The following is a 20,860-nucleotide window of genomic DNA, read 5'->3' as shown; positions in this document are numbered from 1 at the left end:
CGCAGATTGCCGCCAATCCTTGCATTACGAGGGCCTGGGGCGTATGTTCCTTCCCCAAAAAGGCACACAAATCAGACCAGTCCCCGCCGGTCCATCCAGCGCATCGCCAGCGCGCCCATCGGAATGCGCAGCCAATAGAAGACCACGCGGAACAGCAGCGTCGCCGACAGCGCGACCGCCTGGGGCACGCCCACGGCGGCGAAGGCGAAGGTGACGGCCGCCTCCACGCCGCCCAGGCCGCCCGGGGTGGGCACGGCCGAGCCGAGCGCGTAGGCGAGCATGAAGATGAACATCGTCTCGATCACATTCGTGCGGTAGCCGAAGGCCAGCAGCGCCACCCAGAATCCCAGCGCCGTGGACGCGTTGAGCAGCAGCATGCCCGCCACGCTGGCCATGAGCTGACGCGGCTGGCCGAGCACATCGACGAGCTGGCGCACATAGGCGGCCAGCACCGGCAGGAAGCGGGCGGTGACCAGCCGGCGCAGCGGCGGGATGAGCATCGCCAGCGCGCATATCAGCGCCACGACGGCGATGACGGTGATCATCGTATTCGCCGGAATCATGTCGGAGACGGTCGATTGTCCGGTGAACAGGCCGACGATCAGCAGCATCGCGACGGTGCCGCCGTAATACACGGCCAGCACGGCGCTCATGATGGCCGTGGCCTTCGTGCCCCGGTATCCGGCATGGCGCAGATATTGCAGGTTGACGAAGGCGGGGCCGACGCCGGCGGGCATCGAGACGACCGCGAAACCGGCGGCCACCTGCGACATGAACAGGGGGAGGACCTGCCTGCGGTCGCGGTCCATGAACGCTCCCAGCTCGATGGACGAGCCGATCCAGGCGAGCACGCCGAAGGCAAGGCACACCAACGCCCACGCCGGGTTGGCGTTGCGCACCGCGGCGATGACCTCGTCGGGTTTGAGCTGCGTGAACACCACGACAACGGCGACGACCAGCAGCGCCACGCCAAGGAAGGAACGCAGGCTGAACCGCGAAAGCGTCACCGGTTCAAGGTTCTCGGCCAGTTCCTCGGGCACCAAGGCCTTGAGCTCGTCACGCAGGGTCTGCGGCAGATGCCGGTCCCAGGACGGCAGCGCGCGTGTGGCTGCGGGCACCGCGGCCTTCTGCACGAAGGGCGCGAGGGCCGCCAGCATATCGTCGTTCCAGACGACGCGGGCGTTGGCGATCGCGCGCTCCGGGCCCAGCAGCGCGGACAGCAGCACCAGCAGCTGCACCTGATCCAGCGCCACATTGGCGCCGGAACTGGAATCGTCTCCGTTCTGCCAGCCTGCGATCACCGGCGTGCCATCCTCAAGACGGGCCAGAGTGTCCGGTCCGATGCGCCGATGCGTGTATCCCCGGCGGTTGGCCACCGACAGATAGCGCAGCAGCGCCTTGGCGTCCGAATCCGACATGGTGTTGAGATTCATCGGCTGCATGATGTCGGTGCCGCGCAGCACCAGTATCGAGGATTCGCCGGTGTCGGCGATGCCATAGGGATTGGGGACGGGCAGACCCGCGTTCCGCAGCCCCAGGATCATCGAGAGATGATGCTGCGTGGCCTCGCGCGTGGAACGGTCGCGGCGCATGGACACGCCCGTGAACCGCACCCATTGCCAGAGCTGCTTCAGATAGCCGGCGGCGCGCACCTGGCTGTCGAGCACGGAGACGATGTAATGCCGTCCGGCGGTGTCGGTCGCGTCATAGATGCGCGATCCCTCGACCAGATCGTCGTCGGGCGCCGCTCCCAGCGCGCCTTCGTCCAATCCTTCATCCCGGCGGCGCTCCAGCGAGGCCAGGTTCAGGCCGATGCCCGCCAACGCGTCGGCCACCTGTTCGCCCCACGCGCCCTTGTTCTCGGTGCCCGCGGCGAAACGCACCAGCATGCCCACGAAGCGTCCGGCCGCGAAGGCGACGAGCACGCCGGCCACCGAATGCCAGGACAGCACGATGAGCAGCACGGCCACCGTATAGAGGATGTTCCATCCCCATTTGACCGTCGAACGGATGCGCCGGGGACCTGCCGCGGTGAGGAACGCGGCGATGCCCGCGTAGAAGTCGGGCAGCAGCGTGGGACCGGGATTGGTCGTGGGGGAGACCAGCGAGGCGATCACCGGCGTCAGTCCGGTGCCGCTGATCGCCAACGACAGCAGCCATGCGCCGAGGTATCCGCCGAACATCGCCACGATGGCTACGACGGTCTGCGTCCATTGTCGATTGACGAGCAAATGGACGAGCACCGAGACAACGACGGCCACGGTGGCCAGTTGCAGCATCAGCGAGGCCGGCAGATCGGCCAGCCAGGGGACCGCGTTGCCGGCGTTCTTCACGTCGATCTCGACACCGGAGACGATGCCGCGCAGATAGGTGGCGGAGAAGATGACCACCACGGCCAGCAGCACCGAGGCGAGCGCATGCAGCAGATCGCCGAAGTCATGCGTGCGGTGCGGCGCGGTGTCGTCGATGCGGGGGAGCTGGTCCGGGGTTTCGGAGGCCGGGGTTTCGGAGGCCGGGGATGGCGTGGGATTGCCTGTGCCGCCGGAAGGCGCCGGGGATGACGGATGCGAGGCGGCCGGCATAGCGGACGCCGCCGCGGGGCCGGACTGCGGCTCCGCGGCGGCGGAAGTGATGACGGTGGTGTCGTCGGTCATGGGTGATTGCGCGGCTGGGCGTGCCCTCAGCGCAGATAGTCGACGAGCTTGGAGGCCACGCCGGTGTAGGTCGCCGGCGTCAGGGCCTTGAGGCGAGCCGCCGTGTCCTGGTCGAAGGACTGCTGGTCGATGAACTCCTCAACCTGCGCGCGGTCGATCGTGTGGCCGCGCATCAGTTCCTTGACTTTCTCATAGGGCTTGTCCATGCCGGGCAGACCCTTGAGCTCGCAGGCGCGCATGGCGGTCTGGATCGGCTCGCCAAGCACCTCCCAGTTCTCGTCGAGCTCGCGTGCCATCACCGTCTCGTTGGGGTGGATGGAGTCGAGTCCGCCCTTCAAGTTGCTCAGGGCCAGCAGCGAGTAGCCCAGCGCGGAGCCGATGTTGCGCTGCGTGGTCGAATCGGTCAGATCGCGCTGCCAACGGCTTTCGACCAGCGTGGCCGACAGGGTGTCGAGCAGCGAGCAGGAGATCTCGAAGTTCGCCTCGGCGTTCTCGAAGCGGATCGGGTTGACCTTGTGCGGCATCGTCGACGAGCCGGTCGCGCCCTTGACCGGCACCTGCGCGAACACGCCGCGGGAGATGTACATCCACACATCCACGCACAGGTTATGCATGATGCGGTTGGCGTGGGAGACGGCCGAATACAGCTCGGCCTGCCAGTCATGACTTTCGATCTGCGTGGTCAGCGGATTCCAGGTCAGCCCCATGCGGTTGGCCACGAACTCGCGGGAGACGGCCACCCAATCCACGTCGGGGCAGGCGGCCAGATGCGCACCGAAGGTGCCGGTCGCGCCATTGATCTTGCCGAGGTATTCCTGGGTCTCGATGTGCTTGAGCTGGCGGCCCAGACGATAGGCGTAGACCGCCAGCTCCTTGCCGAGTGTCGTCGGCGTGGCCGGCTGGCCGTGCGTCAGCGACAGCATCGGCAGGTCGCGGTGCTCCTCGGCCTTGGCGGCCAGATGGTCGATGATGCCCTTGAACGCGGGCGTCCACACCTGCTCCATCGCGTTCTTCGCGCAGCGGGCGATCGACAGGTTGTTGATGTCCTCGGAGGTGCAGGCGAAGTGCACGAGGGTCTTCAACGCGTCGTTGATATGCGGCATCATGGCGGGGTCGGCCTTGGCGAACTGGTCGTCGATGTAATACTCCACGGCCTTCACATCGTGGTGGGTCACGGCCTCGTGCGCGGCATGCGCGGCGATGCCCTCCGCGCCGAAGTCCTCCGGGATTGCGCGGAGAAACGCGATCTCCTCGTCGGTGAACGGCTCGACGCCCTCGACGACCGGCTTGTTGCCGTTGCCTTCGAAGCCGTTGGCCAGCAGGATCATCCACTCGACCTCGACGCGCATGCGCTCGCGATTGAGCGCGGGCTCGCTCAGGTATTCCACGAGCGGTGCGGTGGCCTTGTGATAGCGGCCGTCAAGCGGGGTCAATGCGATTGCGGGGGAAATTTCGGTGAGCTTCATATCCCCAAGGGTACTTCCACCCCACGAATGGCGAACAGTTGGCGGTTTGGGGGGCAGAGTTGGTAGGTTACCAAGGGAATGCCCGCCGCGGATGGCGGGGAAGCGGCGGTGTTCCGGGGTCCGTGGTTCGCCGGTGCGTGGCTTGTCCGCCAACTGTTGGGCAAAACCGCCAACTGTTCGTCAACGAGGCTGGAGAAAGAGGGGAAGCCATGCCAGGGGCTCGGATTTTGGTCGTGGAGGATGACGCGGATATCAACGAGGTCGTTGGCGAGCGTCTGCGCCGCGATGGGCATGAGATTTCCTCCGCGTGCAACGGTGCCGAGGCGCTGATGGCCGTCGGCGCCGATCGCTTCGATCTGATCGTCACCGACCTCATGTTGCCCGGTGCCACGGGCGAGAGCCTCGTCGAGACCTTGCGCTCATCCGGCGCGACGATGCCGATCATCGTGATATCGGCCAAGGAGGCGCTTGCCGACCGCGTGGGGCTGCTCCGTCTCGGCGCGGACGACTATCTGGTCAAGCCCTTCGACTTGGACGAACTGGCCGCCCGCGTCAATGCCCAGTTGCGGGGGCGTGGTTTTTCGTCGGCTGCCGGCCGGAGCCATCGCGAATCGTCCGAGGATGGTTGGTCTGTCGCCGCGCCTGCGCTGGTTCTCGGCCGTTGGCGGCTCGATCCGTCCGCTCGCTCCTTCGCCATCGACGGCCAGCCGATCACCCTGACCAACCTGGAGTTCAACATCCTCGAATTGCTGATGGCCCACCCCGACCGCGTGTTCACCAAGGCGCAGCTCTATGAGGCCTGTTGGGGCGAATCCTGGATGGGCGACGACAACACGGTCACCGCTCATGTCTCCAAGGTGCGGGCCAAGCTCAAGCCCTCCGGCACCGACTCCTATCTGCGCACCGTCTGGGGCCTCGGTTGGAAAGCGAGCGCAACGAAATAAGAAATCCGTAAGAAACGGGCAAGGGATGCGCAGGAACCGGTCCATACGCTGGGTCGTGACACTGGGAACGACTCGCAAGGAGAAGAATGATGGATGTGGTGACCGCCCGTGCGCTGACCAAGCGATACGCGGGCAAGGTGGCCATCGACCATGCCGACATGCATGTGCCGGCCGGCGCGATCTATGGCTTCGTCGGGCGCAACGGCGCCGGCAAGTCCACGATGATGAAGATGGTCGCCGGGCTTGTTTCGCCCGATGGCGGTGAGCTGGCGGTGTTCGGCGGCAACCGGACGCATCGAATCGGCGTGCTTATCGAAGCGCCCGGACTGCTGCCCAACCTGAGCGCCTTCGACACGCTGATGACGCTGGCGCTTGCCCAAGGCCTGCCCGACCCGAAGGCCGAGTGCCGGAACCTTCTGGTTCAGGTGGGGTTGGACGGGGTCGGCGGGCGGGCGACCAAAGGCTTCTCCCTGGGCATGAAGCAGCGGCTCGGACTGGCGATGGCATTGCTCGGCGGGCCTGACCTGCTGCTGCTCGACGAGCCGCTCAACGGACTCGACCCGGAGGGTGCGCGCGAAATCCGCAACCTGCTGGTCGAACTCAACCGCACGCGCGGCATCACCATCGTCATCAGCTCGCATGTGCTTGACCAATTGGAACGCATGTGCACGCATTACGGCGTCATCGTCTCCGGGCGCATCGTGCGAGAGATAACCGCCGAACAGGTCGAGGCCGAATGTCGTCAAAGCCTGACATTGCGTACCACCGACACCGCCAGGACCTTGGCGATTCTCGAGGAACGACTCGGCGGGTCGGTCCGGTTCGCCGCCGAACCGGACGGATCGCTCATCGTCTCCGGCGGTTTCGAGACCGCCGAGATCGCGCGCATCCTGCACGAAACCAACCAGGAGGTGCTGGAGATGAGCGTCAACCATAGGGATAGGGAGGAGTATTTCCTCGGGGCCATGGAAGGGGAACGATGATGGGCATACTGGGATTGCTGCGGTCGGATGTGCGTCGGCTGATGCATGGACGCAAGCTGTGGGTGATGCATGCGCTGATGCTGGCATGTGCCGCGTTCGTGCTGTTCGCCGCCTGGCTGGAGGCGAACGGGGGCGAGATGCAGGTCGATAGCTATGTCGGCGAATCGAGCATCAGTCCCAACGTGACCTACGCGACCCACGGCGACATGTTCGCCCGCTTGGGGTTCTCCGGCGTCTGGATGAGCATGACGACGGTGCTGGCCGTGCTGATTGTCATCGAGGACTTTGACACTGGTTTCGCCAAGAATCTCTTCGCCGGCTGTTCCGGACGGGGCGGACGAATCGGATACGTTGTTGAGAAACTGATGCTGCTGGCTCTGCTCACCGTGTGGTTCGTCATTGTGCCGCTGTCGGTTCTCGGAATCGGCGCGCCCCTCGTCGGTGTGACCGTCACCGGGCACGACGACTGGGGATTGACCCTCGGATACGTCGCGCTCATGACGCTGGGAATCTACGCGCTGGCCGTGATCGCCGCGGCCGTCACCTGGGTGTGCCGCAACAAGGCCGCCTCGGTCGTCGTCGCCCTGCTCATGATGACGGGTACGTTCAGCTCCCTGCTGCTGATGGTCAACGGGCAGTTCGCCAGCAAGGTGTCGTTCATCCGGGAACTGTCCCAATCCACGGCCTACTACTCGTTGATGGCGATCGATTCCCCGTCCGCGCTGATGCGGATTCCCGACCTGAACGAGACGGCCGGCGGCACGGTGAACGCGCTTGTTCCCACATGGGGCTGGCCGTTGTGGGCCTTCGCGCTGGTGCACTTCGTCGTGTGGATCGTCGTGGGCGGGGCGGTGTCACTGGTCGCCGTGCGCAAGCGGGATATCCGCTGATGCTTCGCCCCGATGCCGCGCGTTCCGTTGGTCGAGCGTGTGGCATCGGACGTGGCATGTCGGCTGTCGCATTGCCTTGCGGGGTCGAAGGATAGGATGAACGGCGTGGGATGGATATGGATCGGGCTATTGGCCGGTATGGTGCTGGGCTCTGGCGCGGCGTGGACATGGGGCGCCCGCGAGATGCGGCGCATGGCGCGATTCCTCGACGAACGCCCGGCCGGTTCCAACGCGAGGCTGACCGTCGGATTGCCCGGCCGGGCGCCGCGTGAACTGGCTTGTGCCGTCAACCGGCAGCTGGATGCCATACAGACCGAGCATATCCTCATGGGCGAGGAACGCGCCGCCTTTCAACGCGATATGTCCGCGCTCGCCCATGATGTGCGCACGCCGTTGATGGGTGCGCAAGGCCATGTCCAGTTGGCTCTCGCCTCATCACGGTTTGACGGGGAATCCTCGGAACGGGACCAGACTGCGCATCATCATCTTCTGGCTGCGATGAGTCGGCTCAAGGACATGCGGGGCCTCCTGGACCAGTTGTTCTCCTATGCGAAGGCCAAGGATCCGGACCGCGTGCCCAGCCTTGGCATGGTATCCATGCATCCGTTGCTCGTCGACATTCTGGTCGGTCACTACGCAGAGTTCGAGGAGCGTGGCTGGGAGCCGTCCGTGCAATTCGAGGATAAGCGCGTCGGGGCATTGGCTGACCGCGAGGCATTGGCGCGCATCCTCGACAACCTCATCGTCAATGCACTGCGCCACGGCACCGGGCCGTTGCATATCATGCAACGCAACATCGCGGCATCGGATGCATCCACGTCCGGGCATAGGCGGGGCACCGGCGGCAGCGACGACGGTTCGACGGTCCCGGCCGGTCATGGTCGGTTGGACTTTTCCAATGCCATCGACCCATCCGAAGCCATGAACCTCGATGTGAGCCGGCTGTTCGAGCGTTTCTATCAAGCCGACGACGCACGCGGCTCACGCGGTTCGGGACTGGGCCTTGCCACGGCCCGTGCGCTCGCCGAGTCGATGGGCATGAAGCTCCTCGCCCATCTGGATGGTTCCGACGCGGCCCCGGCGTTGGCCATCACCCTGTTGTGGTGAGCCGCGGCGCCGGTGGCCAAGCATCGCGCCGTAGCGAGCCATTCGCGCCGCAACGCCGCGGTTCATTCGGCTGCGGGTGAAGCCGCTTTCCGCGCATCCTCCGTCAGCGCCCGTGCCAAGGCCTGCCGCACATAGGAACTGGTGTCCATGCCATGCGACTTCGCCATCTCCTTCACCCGCTTCCAAAGCTGGTCGGTCATGCGTATCGCCCGCGGTTTCATCGGTTCAGGCAGCGGCCATTCGCCCGCTTTCGCCCGTTGCCATACTCGTCCTCGTAGCGGAATGATGGTGGTATTCGGGAATCCCTGCTCGATTTCCTCGACCCAGCTGTCGATCATCTCCTCGGTGATGATGGTTCCATCTTCCGCGATATATTCAGCCATTGTTCCATCCCCTCCGCAATTGTCGGCGGAACGTCTTCGTTGCATAGTTCGCATGGAACACCAACGTCTGTCCGTTCCGCAGGTGTGCGTACAGCAGCTCGATTTGCCTCAGCTGCGCGTCGAATCCGATGGTCGCCCATCTCAGGGGATCGCTGTTGCGGTCCGTCCACCGGACGATGGCTTTGTGCCTACCGGTGGCATAGGCATGGCATATCTGCTCGTCCGTGAGACCGTGCTTACGCGCATGCGGGTGAATCACCAGATCCTTATCCGTAGTATAACGCGATGTATAACGCTCCGTATTACGCATGTTATGGGCCATCATCGGGATTGACCTGCCTCGCCTGATTGGGGCTTGTTCGGGGAAGACTGCTTTGACATGCGTCCCTCGTAGTATTTGGTCTCCACGAGTTCGCCGCCGACGACCTTCTGGAAATGGCGCTCGTGGGTGATGGTTTCGCGCGAGCCGAGGTCCGAGGCGTGTTGGTAGGCGGCCTGATGGTAGCGCAGGTAATGGCTGCTTTCCTTGGGTTTCCCGGCACCGGCCACCGGCGCTGCTTCGAAGGGCTTGGCCGAGGCGTCGATGCCGGCGGCGCCGATGCCCGCCACACCGGCACCTGCCATCGCCGCCGCGCCGCTTGAAGCCGCTTCGCCCGTGCCTGGCGTCGGCGCGCTGGTGCCCCGCACCGTCAGCCAGTTGGGGGTCGCCGGATTCGGCGCGCCATCGGTCGCAGCCACAAGCTCGTCGTCGACCTCGATGCTGGTCACCCAGGTCTTCGACGGGATCGGATGGTTCGCCACCGGAGACCCCGCCGTCACCACATGTTGGATGTCATAGTCGGCGGCCCAATCCGAGGCGATGGTCGCGGCCACGATGCCGCCCTGCGAATGCCCGATCAACGCCACCGGATCGTCGGAACGTATGCCGGCGTCGCGCATCGCTTGGACCACGAGCCGCGCGCTGTCCGCCCGCCGCCGTATCTCGGCCTTGTCACTCATCAGTTCGATGTTCTGCGGCCATCCGAAGGGAGAATCGGGATTGCCGTCGGTGCCGGGGATCGTGACCAGCCATGAATGCGAGCCATCCTCGCGCCGGTATTTCTGAATGGATATCGTTCCGTAAGCCAGTCCGGAATCGAGATCGCTGACGCCATAGCTGACGTCGGACAACCGCTGCAGCCCCGCCAAGGCTTCCGACACGCTGCCGGCGCGACTCGTCACCGGCACGCGTGGCCGCACCTCGCGCACCAGCAGCGCGTCGCCCTGCAGTCGCTTGGCCCGCGCGGCCATCATGGGTGCGAGCATGGAGGCGGCATGGTTCGACTCGTCGGTCCGGCTGATGCCGCTCAGAGGACCTGCGCGCAGCGAAAGGGCCGACGCAATCGCGGCAAGCGATCCCTCCTGCACGTCCTTGGTCGCCTCCGCCAGCCACCACTTGTTGAATCGTCCCTCGCGGAAAAGCCCTTCCAACGCACCGCCGGCCAGCCGTCCGACCAACGAGAAAAGCGCGGCGAACGGCGAAAGGGCCCCGAGCAGTTGGAGCGATTCGTTCGTGACACGGCTGGCCTGTTCCTCGGCGTGGTCGTAGAGCTCATGCGCGCGGGCCAGCAATTCGGCCATGGTCTCCATCTGAACGGCCAGCTCGCGGCATATGGCCGCGTGCTCGTCTGCCTGCGAGACCAGCAGATCGAAGGGCACCGTCACATGCGGGCCTGCGGTGGCGCCGAGGGCCGCGGCGGCCGCATCATATTCGGCGCAGGTGGAGGGGGAGATGCGCAGCCGGTCGATGTCGAACGTCGCTTGGCTCCATTGCAAGGCGATGCGTTCCAAAGCCGCGCTCTGGTCATCGAGCGCCCGTGCGGTCGCCTGGTATTCCTCCTCGGTGGCCGTCGAGAACCGGTGGCCTCCGCTCACCTTCGCCGAAACCTGCCAGTTCATGCCGCCTCCATCCGGCTCAGGCGCTGCATGGCGATTATGCGGTCGGAGAGTGCGATCGCGCGCCGCATCGATTCGTCAAGCCGGGAACGGAAGAGTTCGGAGGCCTTGCCTTCCCAATCGATGCTCTTGGCGCGCAGGATGGCCGTTTGCAGATTCTCGAGGGCGACGTCGCTGTCAGCCCTCGTCGAGGCTATGAGCGCGCGGACTTGGCGTGCGTTTGCGCGGCATGGGCATTGGGCTGCCTGAAACGCGCTGGCCGGGCCGTTGCCGCGCAATCCGGTCAGTGGGTTGAAACCGTTCTCCATAAACCCATGGAAACGGGGATATGAAGCGACTGTCCAGCCGAATCGGGCATTGTGGTCGGAGGGTGGGTTATCCACATAATGTCAGGACCATTGCCACAAATTCGACGGGCACCGGAGAATGACGGAGCGTGAGTGGCGAGGATGCCATCGAGCGGAATGAGGCATCGGAATCACCGCTTTTGCGAGCGGTGACTCCCCGTCACCACGGCTTTGTCGTGTCGCTGCTGGTTTTGCCCTTGGTGCCTGTGCCCTTGCCGGAGCCGGCCTTGGACGCCGTGTCCGACTTGTTCTGCGCATCGGTGGACTGTTGGTTGGATTTGAGCAGTTCCTCAACCTTGGCGCGTTGTTCGGCGGTCAAGCCGCCGCCCTGCTTGGCCGATTCCTTGCCGGCATCCGCCTGCTGGTCCTTGTCCGCGGCCTTGTCTCGTTCGGCGATGCGTTGTTCGGTGCGTTCGGTCAGCGTGCGTGACACCTCGGCGTTGACGTCGATGGCCTGCCTGATACGCGGCAACAGCACGGGGGAGAGCGCTCCTGCGTCGGCGAACTGGGCATCGGTTTGCTGCTGGCGCACCTTGAGCTCATCGAGATCGACGGTCGGCTCGTCGGCCGTCTTGATATTGGCCTCAAGACTTGTCGTCGCCTGGTTGAAGGTGCCCACGGCCGCAAGATTCACGCCGGCCATCCCCGAGCCAAGCAATGCGAACGCCGCGATCACGCCCAGAGCCACGCGTGCGCCCAACGGCGCGCGGGCCTTGCGGCGCACCGGGATCCCCGATGGGGTCTGAGGAGCGGGAGAGGTCCTTCGAACGCTGGAATCATTGCTCATAGCAGCCTCCTCGAAGCAGCGAACCAAGCGCCCGCCTCGAAGGCGAGCAGCACGGCCGCGGCGATGGCCAGCGGCCAGACCACCGGCTGGGTGCGCGTGCGTTCCTTGGCGCTTTCGCCCACGCGCCAGCGGTCGGAGGCCGCGTCGGAACGCGCGCCGGCGAGCGTCGTGTTCGCGCCGAGCGCAAGCGCGGCGCCGCCCATCTCGTCGGCCAATTCCTTGATATTGTCCATATCCATTTTGGAGACGCCGGGCTGTCCGGTGTCGGGATCGGTCACCCATTCGTCGGACGAGCCCTCGCCGTCGGCACCGTCGGTCCCGTCGGGCCCATCGGACGCAACGCCGCCGCGGATCACCGGTATGTTCCCGCCCTGCTCGGAGCCGACACCCACCGCATAGGCATCGTCCAGATACCGGCGCAGCGAGGAGAAGGAACGGCGGGAGCGCTGCGAGGTTTCATCGCCGTCGGTGATCACATAGAGCACGATCGCATCGTCGGGATGCTGCTCGCGCAGATCCTTGAGCGTGAGCAGCAGTTGGTCGAGCGGCGCGTCGAGACTGGAGCCGGCCGAAACGTCGGTCGCCTCCGGGGCAAGCGTGGCGGCCCAGTTGCCGATGGCGCGCGTATCTGGGGTCAACGGTACGTCGAGTGTGCCGGAAGCACCGAAGCGCAGCGCCGCGAAACTCGAATCGGGATAGAGCGAGGTCAGCTCGTCCACGGCGCGACGGGTCGCGTCCAATCGGGTCATGGTCTCGCCGGACCCATAGGCCGCATCCGAAACGGCCATGGATCCGGTGACATCGACGGCCACCACCACATCGGTGGCGTTCACGGCGCGCGAATTGGTCGCGGCGGTGACGGATGGGGTGAGCGCCATCAACGCCACCAGCAGACAGAGCATCGTGCGGCGAACGCAGGCGGCCACGGTCTCGTCGGTATCCGGGGCGCCGCCGCCAGTGGAACCGCGCCGCCGGCGCACGAATAGCACGACTTCGACGACGGCCATAACGGCCATGATCGCGGCGATCGCGCCGCCGGCGGCCCATCCGAGGGCGGGGGAGAGCATCAGGTTCATCGGCGCAGCCTCCATGTCAGGACCAGCCAGAAGACCATGAGCACGGTCAACGCCAGCGTCCACCATCCCGGCGCGTCCGTCATTGCGGCCCGCGTGTTCTCATGGTTCTCGGCATCACGGCGTTGTTCGATCCGCCGCACCAACTCGTCGACCGAGGCGCCGCCGGCGCGCGAAAGGAACACGCCGCCATGGGATTCGATGGTCTTGCGCATGTCGACGGTGGCGTTGTCGCCTTCGCTGGAACGGGGGCCGGAATAGAGTCCGTCGACCGTGATGCCGGCGCCGGAGGTCAGTTCCAGCGCTTCGGAGAGCGAATACGTGGGAGTGCCGGAGACGACGTTGTCAGTGGCGAGCACGATGGATGCGGCGCGTTGGCGCGACTTGGCGTCCGCCGAATCGGAGCCGTAGGCGAAACCGGGCAGCATGGCCGCGCAGCTGACCGTGCCGTCGCCGATCAGCGAGGTCGCGTCCTTGCGGTTCTGCGTGCCCTCCAGCCAGTCGGAGATGCGCTGGTAATCGGCGTCGCTCATCTGGTCGATGTCGTCCTGCGATTCGACGCCGCGCAGCGCCTTGCTGGCGGCCTTGAGCTGCTCGGTGACCAAGTCATAGTCGTCGGTCAGTGGGAAGACGGTGCGCGAAGTGGAATTGAAGATGCTCATGCCGATGCGTTCGCCCTTGAAACTGTCCACCAGATCGAGATAGGTGTCGATGACCTGGCGGTCGTAGGGCAGGGTCGAGCCGGACACATCGAGGCACAGCACGATGTCGCGGCTGCTGGCGCGCTCCTGCCCGCGGTCGACGGCCGCGGGGCGCGCGACCAGCACAATCGCCAACGCCAGCGCGGCGACCAGCGCGATGGCCGCCAGACGGCCGAGCAGCCGCCATTGGCGGAACAGGCGGGAGGCATGCTCGGTGTTGAGATCGTCGTCCAGCGAGAAGACGCGAGGGCCGGCGTCATCACGCCTGCGCAACAGAAACGCGGCCATTGCGGTGGCGGCAATGCCCAGCGCGGCGAGCGCGCCCGCGAGCAGGGCCCAGGGCCAGTGGAAACTCATATCAACGCCACCTCTCCACCAGCATGGCCACCCATCCGGCGGCCTCCTCGACGCTGGTATCGCGCGCCTGTGCGTTCGCCGCGGCATCGGCGAACTCAGGAGGATACAGGGCCTCGATCGTCTGCCGCAGCATATCCAGACCATGCCGGTTGCCGGGATGGCGCGGAACCCTCGCGATGTCGGTGAGCGTGCTCGAGCGCAGGTCGTCGGACGAGGCGGCCGAGGCATAGTCGCGGGCGACGGCGGCGAGTTCGGTGAAGGCGTCCTCGCGTTCCAAATCGCCCGCGGCATGCCGGCGGACGATATCCTCGATGCGCGCGTGCCATGCGGATTTGCCGGAGACCTCGCTATGCGTGCCCGGTCGGCTCACTCGCTTGGCGCGGCGCGCCGGACGAGACAGGACGATGGACAGCGCCGTCAGAACCAGCGCCAGCAAGAGGCATATGACGATTGCGGCGACAAGGGGAGCGGTCAGATCGAGCTGTGCCACAGGCAGCAAGTCTTGCTCGGCCAATGCGGTCAGGGGAGAACGCTGGGAAAGGGGCATGTCACGACCTTCCCATTCTAGGCGTGAACGAAGTGCCCGCCACGGCCCGGGAGACCATGCGCACGAAGGCGGCGAACATCCCCTCGCTGGAATCGGCTCGAATCATGCGCGAGCCGATGTTCGTCAGCTCGCGTTCCAGCGCCGCAGCCGTATATCCGCGGTGCGTCGCGACTTCCTGGGCCGCCCGTGGCGAACGCAGGAACGCGGGCACACGCCGCCGGCTCAGGCCATCGAACGCGGCCGGAGCCGCGCCGGACGGCGACAGCGGATTGAGCAGACCGACGTCGATCAGCACCAGCGGATGCGTGCGCGCGATGCGGCGCAAGGTCGCCATATGCCGCTCGGACAGGGCCATCTCGTCGGTGGCCAGCACGATCAGCGAGCCATGCTCCTTGATGCGGCGGGCATAATCGAGCAGCGCGTCGATATTGCGCGCATGCTCCCAATTGCGTTCCAACGCCTTGTCGAGCGTGCGCTCGAACTGGGCGAAGCCGCCGTTGAACGGCACACGCGTGATGCTGCCCGCGTCGCCGAACACCAGCGACACATCGTCGGCACGGCGCAGCGACAGGGCGGCGAACATGCGCAGGCCGTTGGCCGCCACCTGCCAGGCCCTCTCCCCGGAGGGACAGACGCCGGTCATCTGCCGGCCGACGTCCAGCAGCAGCCATACGCGCGAGGTGGCGCGGCGCTCGCGGTTGACGACCATCGGACGCCCCTGCCGGGCGCTGGTCCGCCAGTCGATCAGACGCGCCTCGTCGCCGCGCTCATAGGCGCGCACATCCATTGGCTCGTCGCCCCCGCCGCGCCGGGACGAGGCATGCTCGCCCTCGAGCATGCCCAGCGCCTTGCGCACCGTGGGCAGGCTCAGTTGGGTGCCGAGTGCCTCGATCTTTCTGCGGATCGGATCGTCGGCGTGGCTGGAGCGGATCATGGAACGGGAACCGCCTCGACGATTCGATCGACGACCTGATCGGCATCCACGCCGTCGGCCAGCGCCTCGAAGGTGAGCATGATGCGGTGGCGCAGCACCTCGTGGGCGAAGGATTTGAGGTCGTCGGGCACCACATAGTCGCGGCCGGCGAGCAACGCGTTCGCCTGGCCGATGCGCACGAAGGCGATCGAGGCGCGCGGGCTGGCGCCGAGACGCACCAGATTCGACAAGCCGGACACCGGGCGCGAGCCGGCGCCCCGGGAGGTGGCGGCCAGATCGACCGCGTATCGCATGATCGCCTCGGAGACATGCACGCGGCGGGCGGAGGCACGCAGGAACTCCACGTCGGGAATCGACAGCATATCAGTGCCCGCGGCATGCGGGTCGGCCACGTCGGTGCCTCGCCGCGCCAGCAGAGCCAGCATGCGCTGCTCCTCGTCGGCGCTCGGATAGGTCATCACCGCCTTCATCATGAAGCGGTCCATCTGCGCCTCGGGCAGGTTGAACGTGCCCTCCTCCTCGATCGGATTCTCGGTGGCGATGACCATGAACGGGCGGGGCAGCGCGATGCGCTCGCCGCCGATCGTCGTGGCGCCCTCGGCCATCGCCTCGAGCATGGCCGACTGGGTCTTGGCGTTCGAACGGTTGATTTCGTCGAGCAGCACGAAATTCGCGTGGATCGGGCCGATCTGCGTGGTGAAGCGCTGGGAGGCGAAGTCGAAGACCTGCGTGCCCACCAGATCGGAGGGCATGAGGTCGGGGGTGCATTGCACGCGCTTGAAGCTGCCCGAGACGGAGGTCGCCAGCGTCTGCGCGGCCGTGGTCTTGGCCAGGCCAGGCACCGATTCGATGAGGATGTGACCGCCGGCCACCAGGGTCACGATCAGCGCCTCGCGCAGGTTGTCCTGGCCGATCAGCGTGGTGGCGAACCGCGCGCGGATGCGGTCGGCAAGGGCGCGTGCCCGCGTCAGATCGTCCTGGGTCAGCGCGTTCGGCGCGCCGGAAGCGGGGATTGCAGGCGCCTTGGGCATCTGCGGATTGGAGGGAAACAGACTCATGCCCACCACCGTAACAACTTGCGATGACTGGATCGCCCCTCGTTCCGCGGTATGCGGCGTATGTATGGCGGATAAGGGCAGAACGAATGCGCAGCGGAGGGATGGGCCTGGAATCGGAGCGGGATGCACCGCGGGTCCTCGGCGTATCGGAAGCGCTATACCCCCGTCTACGGGTGGTTGGGGTGTGGTATCAATGATGGTATGGATATGGGTAGTTTACGTGTGCTGAGAATGCGCAAGGGGTGCGGCCGCGCTAAAGCGGTCGAGTGATGAGGGGGGCATATGCAGGTGTTCGACGATGAGACGCGGCGATATCTGGAATCCTTGCCCGCGGTGCGCTGGGTGTCGGGATCTCGCATCTACTACGAGGAATGGTTCCGCTGGGAATGTCTGCGTCGATATGAGGAGGGCGACTCACCGACGGAATTGTTCCGCGAGGCGGGCATGAGTCCGGAGCTCATCGGACGCAAACGCATAGAGCGTGCGTTCGATCGGTGGCGCATCGCCGCGGGTGTGCCGAGCGGTGGTTCCGCTGGCCGTCCCCCGCACCGCGCGGTCGACGTGGGGAACGACGACCTTCTGCGTCAGGAATTGTTGTTGCTCGAACGGCTGTCGAATGAGGTGAACCGCCTGGCGCGAGCCGTGGAGGCGTTGCAATCCCAGCCCAAGCGGCCCGGCCTGGACGGGATTGACGATTCGCCCCGGCCCGGTCTGGATCAGGCCGGCAACGACCAATCCACCGGCGTCGCACCCATGGCGGCCAACGCCTGATTGGCGCGGGAGAAGGGCTTCGAGCCGAAGAAGCCGCGCGACGCGGACAGAGGCGAGGGATGCGGGGACTTGATGATCGCCGCATTGATCAGCAGTGGTTCGAGGCTTTGCGCGTTGCGGCCCCACAGGATCGCCACAAGCGGTGCCGGCCGCCCGGTGGCCGGGTCGATGCGGGCGTTGAGTGCTCGGATCGCCGCCTCCGTCACCGGCTCCCAGCCCTTGCCCTGATGGCTGTTGGGCCGGCCCACGCCCACGGTCAGGCATCTGTTGAGCAGCAGCACGCCGCGTTCGGTCCATGGCGTCAGATCGCCGTTGGCCGGCATCGGCACGCCCAGATCATCCACCAGCTCCTTGTATATGTTGATCAGGCTTTTGGGCAGCGGTCGCACCTCCGGCGCCACGCAGAAGCTCAGGCCCACCGGATGCCCTGGCGTCGGATAGGGGTCCTGCCCCACGATCAGCACCTTGATCGAATCGAAGGGGATTGTGAAGGCCCGCAGGATATTGCGGCTGGCCGGCAGATAGGGACGCCCGGCGGCCAGTTCGCCGCGCAGGAAGTCGCCCATCGCATGGATCTGCGGCTCCACGTCCTTTAGCGCATGGGCCCAGCCCGGTTCCACCAGTTCGCTCAGGGGTTTGATCGTCGTCATAGGCACCACAATACAAACGCGTCCAAACGTGCATATCCGGTGCACGCGCCGCGACGGTTCGCCGCGCTTGGTTCCGTGGCGGTACACTCAGGAGAGATCCGACAGCGAAAGGGTGGGCAGATGGCGCGTGGCGACAAGGAGACCTACGGGTCCTATGACAAGGATGTCTTCGACAATCCGCCCGCCGGTCCCGTGGGCGTGCATCGTGGCAAGCGCAGCCTGATGGCGCGCGTTTCGCCGTTCGTCGCGGTCGTCGTGGCCGCGGCGCTGGCCGGCGTGCTCGCATGGGGTTTCGTCTCGGGCGAGTTCTCCAACATCCGCATGCCGTGGGCCGCGCAGGAGACCACGGGCGCGCGGCAATCCGCGGCACAGAAGCCGAAGTCCGATGGCGCTTCGGATGCCAAGGACGACAAGGCGGCCGATGAGGACAAAGCGGGCGAGTCGAAGCCGGCGGAAGACGCCGGGGAAGGCGACGCCCAGCAGAACGAACAGCAGCCCGAGCAGCCGGAGGCGACCGTGAACAAGGCGACCGCCGTGCTCGTCATCAATGGCACCGGATTGCAGGGATACGCGGCCGAATGGCAGGGTGTGCTGGCCAACGCGGGATACACCTCGGCGACGGCGGCGAATCCGACCGGCAGCCTGCCGGCTGCGAGCGTCGTGTGGTATCAGAACGAAACGGACAAGGCGACGGCCGAGGACGTGGCGGCGACGCTGGGGATCGCCGACGTGCAGCAGGTCGACGGCCTCGATGTGCCGATCGCCGTCGTGCGCATGGCCTGATTCGGCGCCGGTTTCCGGCCGCATTCATTCCGGCGATATCGCCGCTTGCGCCGCCATATCGTTTTCCCGTGGCACCATGCCGAGGTTTTCTTCGGCCGGCGCCTCGGTTTTTATGCACACCGTGGCGTAATTTCGGCGTTTTCGTCCGTGCGGACGCTATAATGGTGTGCAGTCGCGAGGCGGGGGGAGCGCGATGTTCTTGCCTTGCTCCTCCCGTATGCAAAGCGGCATGGGATAAAGGAAAGAGATTATGGCACAGGGCACTGTGAAGTTCTTCAGCGCGGGTAAGGGCTACGGATTCATCAACCCGGATGATGGCGGCGATGATGTGTTCGTGCATTATTCGGTGATCCAGGCCGATGGATTCAAGACGCTGGATGAGGGGGACAAGGTCGAATACGAGGCGGAAAGCGGCCACAAGGGCATGCAGGCGACGAAGGTCGTCAAGCTCTGAGGTTGTCCGTTCGTTCCCCATATGGGCCCCGGTGGCGAGAGGTGTGCCGCCGGGGCCTTTCGTATGCCGTCGGCGCAATGCCGCGCGTCACGATTGGCACTCGGGGGCTGAGAGTGCTAATCTCCCAATTAGCACTCGAGGGCTTGGAGTGATAACCGGCAGCTGACGGCCGGCGGTCGACTCCGGGCCCACGCGGGTGGCAACCATCCATTGCAGCCATTTGGAGGAAAACACACCATGGCAAAGATCATTGCGTATGACGAGGATGCCCGCCAGGGCATGCTGGCCGGCCTGGACAAGCTGGCCAACACCGTGAAGGTCACGCTGGGCCCGAAGGGCCGCAACGTCGTGCTCGACAAGTCCTACGGCGCGCCGACCATCACCAACGACGGTGTCTCCATCGCCAAGGAGATCGATCTCGAGGATCCCTATGAGCGCATCGGCGCCGAGCTGGTCAAGGAAGTCGCCAAGAAGACCGATGACGTCGCGGGCGACGGCACCACCACCGCCACCGTGCTGGCCCAGTCCCTCGTCCACGAGGGCCTGAAGAACGTGGTCGCCGGCTCCAATCCGATCGCGCTGCGCCGCGGCATCGAGAAGGCCACCGAGGCCATCGTCAAGGAGCTCGTCGCCGCGTCCAAGGACGTCGAGACCAAGGATCAGATCGCCGCGACCGCGACCATCTCCGCCGCTGATCCCGAGGTCGGCGAGAAGATCGCCGAGGCTCTGGACAAGGTCGGCCAGGACGGCGTCGTGACCGTCGAGGACAACAACCGCTTCGGCCTGGACCTCGACTTCACCGAGGGCATGCGCTTCGACAAGGGCTACATCGCCCCCTACTTCGTGACCAACGCCGAGGACCAGACTGCCGTGCTCGAGGAGCCTTACATCCTCCTGACCTCCGGCAAGGTCTCCTCCCAGCAGGATGTCGTGCATGTGGCCGAGCTGGTCATGAAGTCCGGCAAGCCGCTGCTGATCATCGCCGAGGACGTCGACGGCGAGGCGCTGCCGACCCTGATCCTCAACAACATCCGCGGCACCTTCAAGTCCTGCGCCGTCAAGGCCCCGGGCTTCGGCGACCGCCGCAAGGCCATGCTGCAGGATATGGCCATCCTGACCGGCGCGCAGGTCGTGTCCGATGAGCTGGGCCTCAAGCTCGAGTCCATCGACATGTCCGTGCTCGGCACCGCCAAGAAGGTCGTCGTCTCCAAGGACGAGACCACCATCGTCACCGGCGGTGGCGCCAAGGCCGACGTGGATGCCCGCGTCGCCCAGATCCGCGCCGAGATCGAGAACACCGATTCCGACTACGATCGCGAGAAGCTGCAGGAGCGCCTGGCCAAGCTGGCCGGTGGCGTGGCCGTCATCAAGGTCGGTGCCGCCACCGAGGTCGAGGCCAAGGAGCGCAAGCACCGCATCGAGGATGCCGTGCGCAACGCCAAGGCCGCCATCGAGGAAGGCCTGCTGCCCGGCGGTGGCGTGGCCCTCGTCCAGGCCGCCAAGCGCGCCGAGTCCGATGAGGCCGTCACCTCGCTGACCGGCGAGGAGGCCACCGGTGCCGCCATCGTGTTCCGCGCCGTCGAGGCCCCGATCAAGCAGATCGCCGAGAACTCCGGTGTCTCCGGCGACGTGGTGTTCGCCAAGGTGCGTGAGCTGCCCGAGGGCGAAGGCTTCAACGCCGCGACCAACGAGTACGAGGACCTGCTGGCCGCCGGCGTCGCCGACCCGGTCAAGGTGACCCGTTCCGCCCTGCAGAACGCCGCCTCCATCGCTGGCCTGTTCCTGACCACCGAGGCCGTCGTCGCCAACAAGCCGGAGCCGGCTCCCGCCGCTCCCGCCGGTGGCGCCGACATGGGCTACTGATCCGCTGATCTAGTCTGACTGACCTCAAGGGCTTCCGCTTCGGCGGAAGCCCTTTTGCGTTCCGGCTTCGCTTGGACCGCGCTGTCGCGATTCCGATTTTTTCACCCGCTTCCCGCACGTTTTGAGCGACCGCGGTGTCGTCACGGCTGTCGATGATGCGCCTCGCCATCCGC

At 65.8% G+C, this 20,860-nt stretch carries 21 protein-coding genes; 8 read left to right on the top strand and 13 right to left on the bottom strand.

The genetic code is table 11. The features are described from left to right. Positions 1-71: 71 nt before the first annotated feature. On the bottom strand, positions 72-2,654 hold the full coding sequence (locus AC1AUD_RS02280) for a lysylphosphatidylglycerol synthase transmembrane domain-containing protein (protein ID WP_476571655.1): 2,583 nt from the start codon (positions 2,652-2,654) through the stop codon (positions 72-74). Between the two features lie 26 nt (positions 2,655-2,680). Further along, positions 2,681-4,120, bottom strand: a complete 1,440-nt coding sequence (purB, locus tag AC1AUD_RS02275) for an adenylosuccinate lyase (RefSeq protein WP_476571654.1) — start codon at positions 4,118-4,120, stop codon at positions 2,681-2,683. Positions 4,121-4,329: 209 nt separating this feature from the next. Here purB and AC1AUD_RS02270 point away from each other — a divergent pair, with 209 nt between their 5' ends. The 4 genes from AC1AUD_RS02270 (at position 4,330) to AC1AUD_RS02255 (ending at position 8,044) form a co-directional block, all read left to right on the top strand. Then, the gene (locus AC1AUD_RS02270) at positions 4,330-5,064 is read left to right on the top strand and encodes a response regulator transcription factor (RefSeq protein ID WP_476571653.1); all 735 of its coding nucleotides are present in this window, start codon (positions 4,330-4,332) and stop codon (positions 5,062-5,064) included. 86 nt (positions 5,065-5,150) lie between these two features. After that, a complete protein-coding gene (locus AC1AUD_RS02265; protein WP_476571651.1) occupies positions 5,151-6,047 on the top strand; it encodes an ATP-binding cassette domain-containing protein in 897 nt (298 codons plus the stop codon). Next, on the top strand, positions 6,044-6,937 hold the full coding sequence (locus AC1AUD_RS02260; RefSeq protein ID WP_476571649.1) for a hypothetical protein: 894 nt from the start codon (positions 6,044-6,046) through the stop codon (positions 6,935-6,937). Before AC1AUD_RS02265 ends, AC1AUD_RS02260 begins: the two co-directional genes overlap by 4 nt. Positions 6,938-7,033: 96 nt before the next feature. Next, positions 7,034-8,044 (top strand): sensor histidine kinase, encoded by a 1,011-nt coding sequence (locus AC1AUD_RS02255; protein WP_476571647.1) that lies wholly within the window; start codon positions 7,034-7,036, stop codon positions 8,042-8,044. Positions 8,045-8,106: 62 nt separating this feature from the next. Here AC1AUD_RS02255 and AC1AUD_RS02250 read toward each other — a convergent pair whose 3' ends face one another. From AC1AUD_RS02250 to AC1AUD_RS02205, 10 genes are all read right to left on the bottom strand, one after another. Continuing rightward, positions 8,107-8,427, bottom strand: coding sequence for a hypothetical protein (locus tag AC1AUD_RS02250; RefSeq protein WP_476571645.1), 321 nt, complete (start codon positions 8,425-8,427; stop codon positions 8,107-8,109). Then, complete coding sequence (locus tag AC1AUD_RS02245) at positions 8,420-8,686, bottom strand: hypothetical protein (protein ID WP_476571643.1); 267 nt, start codon at positions 8,684-8,686, stop codon at positions 8,420-8,422. The genes AC1AUD_RS02250 and AC1AUD_RS02245 overlap by 8 nt, the downstream gene beginning before the upstream one ends. A gap of 62 nt (positions 8,687-8,748) precedes the next feature. Then, positions 8,749-10,365, bottom strand: a complete 1,617-nt coding sequence (locus tag AC1AUD_RS02240; RefSeq protein ID WP_476571641.1) for an esterase/lipase family protein — start codon at positions 10,363-10,365, stop codon at positions 8,749-8,751. Beyond that, positions 10,362-10,670: a hypothetical protein gene (locus AC1AUD_RS02235; protein ID WP_476571639.1), complete on the bottom strand. Its 309-nt coding sequence runs from the start codon at positions 10,668-10,670 to the stop codon at positions 10,362-10,364. The genes AC1AUD_RS02240 and AC1AUD_RS02235 overlap by 4 nt, the downstream gene beginning before the upstream one ends. Positions 10,671-10,869: 199 nt before the next feature. Further along, entirely contained in the window at positions 10,870-11,496 is a 627-nt protein-coding gene (locus tag AC1AUD_RS02230; RefSeq protein ID WP_476571638.1) for a DUF6466 family protein, read from the bottom strand. Beyond that, positions 11,493-12,587: a VWA domain-containing protein gene (locus AC1AUD_RS02225; RefSeq protein WP_476571636.1), complete on the bottom strand. Its 1,095-nt coding sequence runs from the start codon at positions 12,585-12,587 to the stop codon at positions 11,493-11,495. The genes AC1AUD_RS02230 and AC1AUD_RS02225 overlap by 4 nt, the downstream gene beginning before the upstream one ends. Continuing rightward, a complete protein-coding gene (locus tag AC1AUD_RS02220; protein ID WP_476571634.1) occupies positions 12,569-13,627 on the bottom strand; it encodes a vWA domain-containing protein in 1,059 nt (352 codons plus the stop codon). The genes AC1AUD_RS02225 and AC1AUD_RS02220 overlap by 19 nt, the downstream gene beginning before the upstream one ends. A 1-nt stretch (position 13,628) precedes the next feature. Further along, positions 13,629-14,174 (bottom strand): hypothetical protein, encoded by a 546-nt coding sequence (locus tag AC1AUD_RS02215; RefSeq protein WP_476571632.1) that lies wholly within the window; start codon positions 14,172-14,174, stop codon positions 13,629-13,631. A 1-nt stretch (position 14,175) separates the two neighbouring features. Then, positions 14,176-15,108, bottom strand: coding sequence for a DUF58 domain-containing protein (locus AC1AUD_RS02210; protein WP_476571630.1), 933 nt, complete (start codon positions 15,106-15,108; stop codon positions 14,176-14,178). Continuing rightward, entirely contained in the window at positions 15,105-16,166 is a 1,062-nt protein-coding gene (locus AC1AUD_RS02205) for an AAA family ATPase (RefSeq protein ID WP_476571628.1), read from the bottom strand. The genes AC1AUD_RS02210 and AC1AUD_RS02205 overlap by 4 nt, the downstream gene beginning before the upstream one ends. Positions 16,167-16,448: 282 nt before the next feature. Here AC1AUD_RS02205 and AC1AUD_RS02200 point away from each other — a divergent pair, with 282 nt between their 5' ends. Next, positions 16,449-16,937, top strand: a complete 489-nt coding sequence (locus tag AC1AUD_RS02200) for a hypothetical protein (protein WP_476571626.1) — start codon at positions 16,449-16,451, stop codon at positions 16,935-16,937. Here the strand turns inward: AC1AUD_RS02200 and AC1AUD_RS02195 are convergent. Continuing rightward, positions 16,883-17,587, bottom strand: a complete 705-nt coding sequence (locus AC1AUD_RS02195) for a uracil-DNA glycosylase (RefSeq protein ID WP_476571624.1) — start codon at positions 17,585-17,587, stop codon at positions 16,883-16,885. The genes AC1AUD_RS02200 and AC1AUD_RS02195 overlap by 55 nt on opposite strands. A gap of 120 nt (positions 17,588-17,707) precedes the next feature. Here AC1AUD_RS02195 and AC1AUD_RS02190 point away from each other — a divergent pair, with 120 nt between their 5' ends. The 3 genes from AC1AUD_RS02190 to groL all read left to right on the top strand — a co-directional run bounded on the left by AC1AUD_RS02190 (position 17,708) and on the right by groL (position 20,687). Continuing rightward, the gene (locus AC1AUD_RS02190) at positions 17,708-18,370 is read left to right on the top strand and encodes a LytR C-terminal domain-containing protein (RefSeq protein WP_476571622.1); all 663 of its coding nucleotides are present in this window, start codon (positions 17,708-17,710) and stop codon (positions 18,368-18,370) included. A gap of 250 nt (positions 18,371-18,620) precedes the next feature. After that, on the top strand, positions 18,621-18,824 hold the full coding sequence (locus tag AC1AUD_RS02185) for a cold-shock protein (protein WP_476571621.1): 204 nt from the start codon (positions 18,621-18,623) through the stop codon (positions 18,822-18,824). Positions 18,825-19,061: 237 nt separating this feature from the next. Then, entirely contained in the window at positions 19,062-20,687 is a 1,626-nt protein-coding gene (gene groL, locus AC1AUD_RS02180) for a chaperonin GroEL (protein ID WP_476571619.1), read from the top strand. Positions 20,688-20,860: the final 173 nt, after the last annotated feature.

Source organism: Bifidobacterium sp. LH_730 (assembly GCF_056355835.1).
Note: the sequence above shows the minus strand (reverse complement) of the source record. Positions and strands in the feature narration are given on the sequence as shown.

Excerpts from the sequence above, each read along its gene's own strand:
- AC1AUD_RS02280 (WP_476571655.1), bottom strand. The coding sequence starts at position 2,654 with ATGACCGACGACACCACCGTCATCACTTCCGCCGCCGCGGAGCCGCAG.
- AC1AUD_RS02200 (WP_476571626.1), top strand. The coding sequence starts at position 16,449 with ATGCAGGTGTTCGACGATGAGACGCGGCGATATCTGGAATCCTTGCCC.
- purB (WP_476571654.1), bottom strand. The coding sequence starts at position 4,120 with ATGAAGCTCACCGAAATTTCCCCCGCAATCGCATTGACCCCGCTTGAC.
- AC1AUD_RS02190 (WP_476571622.1), top strand. The coding sequence starts at position 17,708 with ATGGCGCGTGGCGACAAGGAGACCTACGGGTCCTATGACAAGGATGTC.
- AC1AUD_RS02205 (WP_476571628.1), bottom strand. The coding sequence starts at position 16,166 with ATGAGTCTGTTTCCCTCCAATCCGCAGATGCCCAAGGCGCCTGCAATC.
- AC1AUD_RS02265 (WP_476571651.1), top strand. The coding sequence starts at position 5,151 with ATGATGGATGTGGTGACCGCCCGTGCGCTGACCAAGCGATACGCGGGC.
- AC1AUD_RS02215 (WP_476571632.1), bottom strand. The coding sequence starts at position 14,174 with ATGCCCCTTTCCCAGCGTTCTCCCCTGACCGCATTGGCCGAGCAAGAC.
- AC1AUD_RS02255 (WP_476571647.1), top strand. The coding sequence starts at position 7,034 with ATGAACGGCGTGGGATGGATATGGATCGGGCTATTGGCCGGTATGGTG.
- AC1AUD_RS02240 (WP_476571641.1), bottom strand. The coding sequence starts at position 10,365 with ATGAACTGGCAGGTTTCGGCGAAGGTGAGCGGAGGCCACCGGTTCTCG.
- AC1AUD_RS02270 (WP_476571653.1), top strand. The coding sequence starts at position 4,330 with ATGCCAGGGGCTCGGATTTTGGTCGTGGAGGATGACGCGGATATCAAC.
- groL (WP_476571619.1), top strand. The coding sequence starts at position 19,062 with ATGGCAAAGATCATTGCGTATGACGAGGATGCCCGCCAGGGCATGCTG.
- AC1AUD_RS02210 (WP_476571630.1), bottom strand. The coding sequence starts at position 15,108 with ATGATCCGCTCCAGCCACGCCGACGATCCGATCCGCAGAAAGATCGAG.
- AC1AUD_RS02230 (WP_476571638.1), bottom strand. The coding sequence starts at position 11,496 with ATGAGCAATGATTCCAGCGTTCGAAGGACCTCTCCCGCTCCTCAGACC.
- AC1AUD_RS02260 (WP_476571649.1), top strand. The coding sequence starts at position 6,044 with ATGATGGGCATACTGGGATTGCTGCGGTCGGATGTGCGTCGGCTGATG.
- AC1AUD_RS02185 (WP_476571621.1), top strand. The coding sequence starts at position 18,621 with ATGGCACAGGGCACTGTGAAGTTCTTCAGCGCGGGTAAGGGCTACGGA.
- AC1AUD_RS02220 (WP_476571634.1), bottom strand. The coding sequence starts at position 13,627 with ATGAGTTTCCACTGGCCCTGGGCCCTGCTCGCGGGCGCGCTCGCCGCG.
- AC1AUD_RS02195 (WP_476571624.1), bottom strand. The coding sequence starts at position 17,587 with ATGACGACGATCAAACCCCTGAGCGAACTGGTGGAACCGGGCTGGGCC.
- AC1AUD_RS02235 (WP_476571639.1), bottom strand. The coding sequence starts at position 10,670 with ATGGAGAACGGTTTCAACCCACTGACCGGATTGCGCGGCAACGGCCCG.
- AC1AUD_RS02225 (WP_476571636.1), bottom strand. The coding sequence starts at position 12,587 with ATGGAGGCTGCGCCGATGAACCTGATGCTCTCCCCCGCCCTCGGATGG.
- AC1AUD_RS02250 (WP_476571645.1), bottom strand. The coding sequence starts at position 8,427 with ATGGCTGAATATATCGCGGAAGATGGAACCATCATCACCGAGGAGATG.